Source organism: Burkholderia sp. BE17 (genome assembly GCF_009362305.1).
Lineage (GTDB): Bacteria > Pseudomonadota > Gammaproteobacteria > Burkholderiales > Burkholderiaceae > Burkholderia > Burkholderia pyrrocinia_C.
In genome coordinates, this window is record NZ_WHNU01000093.1 from 1 (window position 1) to 5,914 (window position 5,914).

Annotated in this window: 6 protein-coding genes; 4 read left to right on the top strand and 2 right to left on the bottom strand. The window is 70.5% G+C overall.

The window, feature by feature from the left end; genetic code table 11:
* Positions 1 to 49 precede the first annotated feature (49 nt).
* Both fliG and fliF read right to left on the bottom strand, forming a co-directional pair.
* The gene (gene fliG / locus GD429_RS39815) at positions 50 to 1,045 is read right to left on the bottom strand and encodes a flagellar motor switch protein FliG (RefSeq protein ID WP_034179307.1); all 996 of its coding nucleotides are present in this window, start codon (positions 1,043 to 1,045) and stop codon (positions 50 to 52) included.
* On the bottom strand, positions 1,035 to 2,801 hold the full coding sequence (fliF, locus tag GD429_RS39820; protein ID WP_152865696.1) for a flagellar basal-body MS-ring/collar protein FliF: 1,767 nt from the start codon (positions 2,799 to 2,801) through the stop codon (positions 1,035 to 1,037). The genes fliG and fliF overlap by 11 nt, the downstream gene beginning before the upstream one ends.
* 250 nt (positions 2,802 to 3,051) lie before the next feature.
* Here fliF and fliE point away from each other — a divergent pair, with 250 nt between their 5' ends.
* From fliE to GD429_RS39840, 4 genes are all read left to right on the top strand, one after another.
* The gene (fliE, locus tag GD429_RS39825) at positions 3,052 to 3,396 is read left to right on the top strand and encodes a flagellar hook-basal body complex protein FliE (protein WP_152865698.1); all 345 of its coding nucleotides are present in this window, start codon (positions 3,052 to 3,054) and stop codon (positions 3,394 to 3,396) included.
* Positions 3,397 to 3,821: 425 nt separating this feature from the next.
* Positions 3,822 to 4,256, top strand: a complete 435-nt coding sequence (gene fliS, locus GD429_RS39830; protein WP_152865701.1) for a flagellar export chaperone FliS — start codon at positions 3,822 to 3,824, stop codon at positions 4,254 to 4,256.
* Positions 4,253 to 4,585, top strand: coding sequence for a flagellar protein FliT (locus GD429_RS39835; RefSeq protein WP_152865703.1), 333 nt, complete (start codon positions 4,253 to 4,255; stop codon positions 4,583 to 4,585). The genes fliS and GD429_RS39835 overlap by 4 nt, the downstream gene beginning before the upstream one ends.
* Before the next feature lie 110 nt (positions 4,586 to 4,695).
* Positions 4,696 to 5,914: flagellar hook-length control protein FliK (locus tag GD429_RS39840; RefSeq protein WP_152865705.1), on the top strand; the 1,219-nt coding region annotated here is incomplete at its 3' end.

Genomic DNA, 5,914 nt, shown 5'->3' on the forward strand with positions numbered 1-5,914 from the left:
CTCCCACCGCTGGTAGGCGGTGAGGCTGCCCGCGCGATCGCTCGCCGAATCAGACATACGCGTCTTCCGCCTTGCCGCCGATCACGATCTGGCCGCTCTCGGCGAGGTTGCGCACGATCTGCAGGATGCGGCGCTGCTGCGTCTCGACGTCGGACACGCGCACCGGGCCGCGCGCGTCGAGATCCTCGGCGAGCAGTTCGGCCGCGCGCTGCGACATGTTCGCGAGAAACTTCTGGCGCAGCGCGGGCGGCGCGCCCTTCAGCGCGATGATCAGCGTTTCCGACTCGACTTCCTTCAGCACCATCTGGATCGCGCGATCCTCGAGGTCGAGCAGGTTCTCGAACACGAACATCTGGTCGACGATCTTCTGCGCGAGATCGGCGTCGTACTGGCGCACGCTTTCGAGTACGCCTTCCTCATGCACGCTCGTCATGAAGTTCAGGATCTCGGCCGCGGTGCGGATGCCGCCCATCGGGCTGCGCTTCAGGTTGTCGCTGCCGGACAGCAGGCCGGTCAGCACGTCGTCGAGCTCGCGCAGCGCGGCCGGCTGGATGCCGTCGAGCGTCGCGATCCGCAGCAGCACGTCGTTGCGCAGCCGCTCGGTGAAGCACGACGCGATCTCGGACGCCTGGTCGCGGTCGAGGTGCACGAGGATCGTCGCGATGATCTGCGGATGCTCGTTCTTGATCAGTTCGGCCACCGCGCCCGAGTCCATCCACTTCAGGCCCTCGATGCCGCTCGTGTCGCTGCCCTGCAGGATGCGGTCGATCAGCACGCCGGCCTTGTCCTCGCCGAGCGCCTTGGTCAGCACCGAGCGGATGTACTCGCTCGAATCGAGCGACAGCGCGGTGTGCTCCTCGGCTTCCTTCACGAAGTCCTGCAGCACGCTCTCGACCTGCTCGCGCGTGACGTTCTTCAGCGCGGCCATCGCGGCGCCGATCTTCTGCACCTCGCGCGGCGCGAGGAACTTGAATACCTCAGCGGCCTCTTCCTCGCCGATCGACATCAGCAGGAGCGCGCTCTTGGTCAAGCCTTCAGCGTTCATCGGACACCCAGTTCTTCACGACGGTGGCGACGATCTTCGGATCCTGGCGGGCGATCGTGCGCGCGTAGTCGAGGTTGCGTTCGTAGCGGTTCTTCTCGTTCTCGAAGCCGAGCAGCAGCGAGTCGGGCTCGTCGTCGGCCTTGACCGGCGCCGGCAGGCCGTCGAGCACGACCGGATCTTCCGGCGCCGCGAGCGCCGGCGCGACCGGCTCGGGCGGCGGGAATGCGCGGCGCATCGCCGGGCGCACGAACATGAAATAGAGGGCTGCCGCGGCCGCCGCGATGCCGAGCCACTTCGCGGCTTCCTTCGCCATCGCGATCATGTCGGGCTGGCGCCACCAAGGCAGGTCGGCGTACGGGTCGCTCACGGTCGAGAACGCGCTGTTCACGACGTTCACCGAGTCGCCGCGCTTCTCGTCGTAGCCCATCGCGTCCTTCACGAGCTGCTCGACCTGCGCGAGCTTCGCGGGCGGCAGCGGCTGCATCGTCACGTGGCCCTTCGCGTCGGCGATCGGCTGGTAGTTGACGACGACCGCGACCGACAGCCGCTTCACGCCGCCCATCGGCTGTTCGAGATGGCGGATCGTCTTGTCGAGCTCGTAGTTGGTCGTCTGGTCCTTGCGGTCGCTGACCGGCGTCGTCTGCGGCGCGTTCTGGCCGTTGCCGGCGACGACCGGCGCGGAAGCCGGCTGCGGCGGCGTGTTCGACAGCGCGCCCGGCACGCCCGACGCGCCGCCCTGCGCGAGTTCGGTCGCGCTGCTGGTCTGCTGGCTGCGGATCGCGGCCTGCTGCGGCACGCCGTTCGGGCCGTAGCTTTCCGACGTCTGTTCGATCTTCGAGAAATCGAGGTCCGCGCTGACCTGCGAGCGCGCGTTGCCGGCGCCGAAGATCGGCGCGAGGATCGCGTCGATGCGCTTCTGCGTGTTGTGCTCGACCTGCTGCACGTACTTGAGCTGGCTCGCGTCGAGGCCGGATGCCGAAGCCGGCTGGGTCAGCAGGTTGCCGTCCTGGTCGACGATCGTCACGTTCTTCGCGGGCATGTCGGGCACGCCGGACGACACCATCCGCGTGATCGCCTGGACCTGGCCCTCGTCGAGCACGCGGCCCGGGTAGAGGTCGACGAACACCGACGCGCTCGGCGCTTCCTTGTCGCGCACGAATACCGACGGCTTCGGGATCGCGAGATGCACGCGCGCGCCGCGCACCGCATTGATCGATTCGATGGTGCGCTGCAGCTCGCCTTCGAGCGCGCGCTGGTAGTTGATCTGTTCGGCGAACTGGCTGATGCCGAATTTCTGGTTGTCCATCAGCTCGAAGCCGACCGAGCCGCCTTTCGGCAGGCCCATCGCGGCGAGCTTCAGGCGCGTTTCGTGCACCTGGCTCGACGGCACGAGGATCGCGCCGCCGGCATCGGCGAACTTGTAGGGAACGTTTGCCTGCTGGAGCGCGGTAATGATCGCGCCGCCGTCGCGGTCCGACAGGTTGCTGTACAGCACGCGGTAGTCGGGCGTCCGGCTCCACAGCACGAGCGCGGTAATCGCGGCGATCGCGAACGCCACGGCGATCAGGAACGGCAGCTTCGGGTTGCCCTTCATCCGCGAGATGCCGGGAATGCGTTCCGCGAAGCCGCCGAGCCCGAAGTCCGCGCCGGCGACACCCGCGCCAGGCAACGCGGCGGCCACGGCGGCGCCGGGCGCCGGGCTGGCGAGGCTCGCGCGGGCGTCGGGGTTGATCAGCGAGTTGGCCTGCGAATCCATGCGTCGAGTTTCTCCGGAGCGGGACGACTGAGCTCGCTCGGGCGAGCGGGCGGACAATGACACGATGCGATTATCGTGATCCGGGCCGTACTCCGATCGACCGAAAAGAGCGGGGTTTCCCCCGTACTTTCTCGGCTTTGCCGCGCGGCGCGCTGCTATCCTTTTTCGCGATCCGGCATGGTGCGCGTGGTGCGGCGCCGGCGGAAACGCCCGGTGCGTCCGGGTCTCTTCTCTTATGTCTGGGGACAGCATGACTGCGAACGTCAGCGGAATCGGTTCGGTGTTGCAACAGATGCAGTCGATGGCCGCGCAGGCATCGAGCGGCGTCGCGAGCCCGACGGCTGCGCTCGCCGGCTCGGGCGCGGCGACGGCCGGCACGTTCGCGAGCGCGATGAAGGCGTCGCTCGACAAGATCAGCGGCGACCAGCAGCACGCGCTCGGCGAGGCACGGGCGTTCGAGGTCGGCGCGCCGAACGTGTCGCTGAACGACGTGATGGTCGACATGCAGAAAGCCAACATCGGCTTCCAGTTCGGGCTTCAGGTCCGCAACAAGCTAGTGAGCGCTTACAACGACATCATGCAGATGTCGGTGTGACGGGGCGGCCATCCGGCGACGGGCATCCAGGGACGGCCATCCGGCGACGGGCATCCGGGGACGGCTATCCGGCGACGGGCATCCGGGGACGGCCATCCGGGGACGGCCATCCGACGACGGGCATCCGGGGACGGCCTCCGACGACGGGCATCCGGGGGCGGCTATCCGACGACAGGCATCCGGGGACGGGCATCCGCGGACGGCCATCCGGCGACGGGCAACCGGGAACGGCCAACCGGGAACGGCCAACCGGGAACGACCATCCGGCCTTGCCGGGCGGGGCCGGCGGGCCGGTTTCCCGCGCCCGCCGGCGGCCCCGCGCACCTAAAGCTTTTCAAATCCCTTCCGATAACTCCGGAGAAGGCCGCGTCGTGCGATGCACGGCGGCGGCTCCCGTATAGCCAAGGCATGACAAGGAGAAGCGCATGTTTTCCCCAGGACGCGCTGGAGCCAGTGCATACGCGCGTGTCGGCGTCGAGACGGGGGTGATGGGCGCCTCCCCGCACCGGCTGATCGCGATGCTGTACCAGGGCGCGCGGCAGGCGATCGCGCTGGCGCGCATGCATCTGCAGCAGGGCAACGTGTCCGCGCGCGGCGAAGCGATCGGCAAGGCGATCCGGATCGTCGAGAGCGGCCTGCAGGCGTCGCTGAACCGCGACGCGGGCGGCGAGATCGCGGGCCGGCTCGACGCGCTGTATGCGTATATCGGCCGGCGCCTGCTGGAAGCGAACGCGCAGGCGAGCGACGCGATGCTGGTCGAGGTCGACGGGCTGCTTGCGACGCTCGAGGAAGCATGGACGGGCATCGCCCCGGAAGTCGCGCGGATGGCCGCGCAACAGGCAGTGGAAGCAGCACGATGAATCTCAAGGCCGAATACTTCGCGCGTTACGAGGCGCTCGCAGCTGTGTCGGGCCGGATGCTGTGCGCCGCGCGCGGCGCCGACTGGGCCGCGTTGCCGGGGTTGCAGGCCGAATTCATGCAGCTCGTCGACGGGCTGAAGGAAGCCGATCCGGGCGTCGCGCTCGACGAATCGGATCTCGGCCGCAAGCTCGACCTGATTCGCCGCATCCTGGCCGACGACGCCGCGATCCGCGATCTCGCGAGCCCGGACGTCGCACGGCTGTCCGCGCTGTTCGAGGCGCGGCGCTCGACCCAGGTATTGACCGATCTCTACCGCGCGCGCGGGTAGGGCCTGTTTTCCGGGGAGACGGGCGCGGCACGCGCGCTGTTCCCGCGGGCGGCACCGGCGTGCCGCTCCCGGATTCGCAACGATGTGGCTGAGGTGAGCAGGCTCCGATCATGACCGGTATCGACTCAGTTGCGGCCGCACTGCTGGCGAGCCGCCTCGACAGCCTGCTGACCGGCACCGTATCGGCGCCCGCCGGCGGCGGAGCGGCCTCGCAGGTCGGCACGCCGGGCACCGGCGCGTCGTCCTCGCCACCGGCCGGTGGCCCGCCCGCCGCGCCGCAAGCCTCCACGCAGACCGCGCTGTCCGACGTCGGGCGCGTGCTCGATGCGATCTCGCGCGCGGGCGGCGACGCGACGCCCGCGATCGCCGGGCGCGCACCGCTGCTGGCCGATCCGGCCGTGCTGCTGACCGATCCGGCCGTGCCGGCGCGTGCGCCGGCCGCGTCTTCCACGTCTTCTTCCGCACCTTCTTTCGCCGCGGCGTCATCCACCTCGGCGTCATCCACCTCGGCAGCGCGCGAAACGACCGCGCCGCCGCCGGTCGCGGCGTTGCGCGCGGCGCTCGCGCAGGCCGTGAGCGAGAGCGGCCTCTTCTACGAATCCCATCTGGCGCAGTGGCTGGCCGGCCAGCGCCCGCTCGCGGCGCTGATGCGCGAGCCGCAGGCGCGCCTGACGGCCGCGCTCGCGCCGGCCGACCCGGATGCCGCGCAGCACGACTCGACCGACGTGCTCGACGAACTGCTCGCGCAGCGCACGCCGCTGCCGGCGGCCGCGCGGGCGACCGCGCAAGCGGGCGCACCGGCCCAGGGCGGCGCACTCGCTCGCGATCTCGCGCAGGCGTTGCCGGCGGCCGCCCGGCAGGGCGCGTCGCTGCCGCCGGACACCGCCGATCCGCTCGGCGCGCACGCTGACCCGCGCTGGACGCCCGCGCGTGCCGAGCTGGCCGCCGCGTCGTCCGACCCGCCGGCGCAGACGCTCGCTACCGTACACCCGGCCGCCGTGCCGCTCGTCAGGCAGCAGCTCGACGCGCTCGCGACCGATCAGTTCCGCTGGACCGGCGAGGCGTGGCCCGGCGCGCGGCTCGACTGGACGATCGAACCCGACGATCCGGGCAGCCGCGCGCCGCGCGGCGGCGACGACGCGGGCGACGGCATTGCATGGCGCACGCGCCTGACGCTGACGTTGCCGTCGCTCGGCACGGTCGACGCGGAGCTGGTGCTGAACGGCGCGCAACTGGTCGCGCGGCTGCGTGCGAACCAGACGGGCGCCGACCGCCTCACGCGGCACGAGGCCGCACTGCGGCAGCGGCTCGAGGGATCGGGGCTGCGGG

What these genes read in the sequence shown, in the direction of transcription:
- fliG (WP_034179307.1), bottom strand. Translation starts at nt 1,045, where the DNA reads ATGAACGCTGAAGGCTTGACCAAGAGCGCGCTCCTGCTGATGTCGATC.
- fliF (WP_152865696.1), bottom strand. Translation starts at nt 2,801, where the DNA reads ATGGATTCGCAGGCCAACTCGCTGATCAACCCCGACGCCCGCGCGAGC.
- fliE (WP_152865698.1), top strand. Translation starts at nt 3,052, where the DNA reads ATGACTGCGAACGTCAGCGGAATCGGTTCGGTGTTGCAACAGATGCAG.
- fliS (WP_152865701.1), top strand. Translation starts at nt 3,822, where the DNA reads ATGTTTTCCCCAGGACGCGCTGGAGCCAGTGCATACGCGCGTGTCGGC.
- GD429_RS39835 (WP_152865703.1), top strand. Translation starts at nt 4,253, where the DNA reads ATGAATCTCAAGGCCGAATACTTCGCGCGTTACGAGGCGCTCGCAGCT.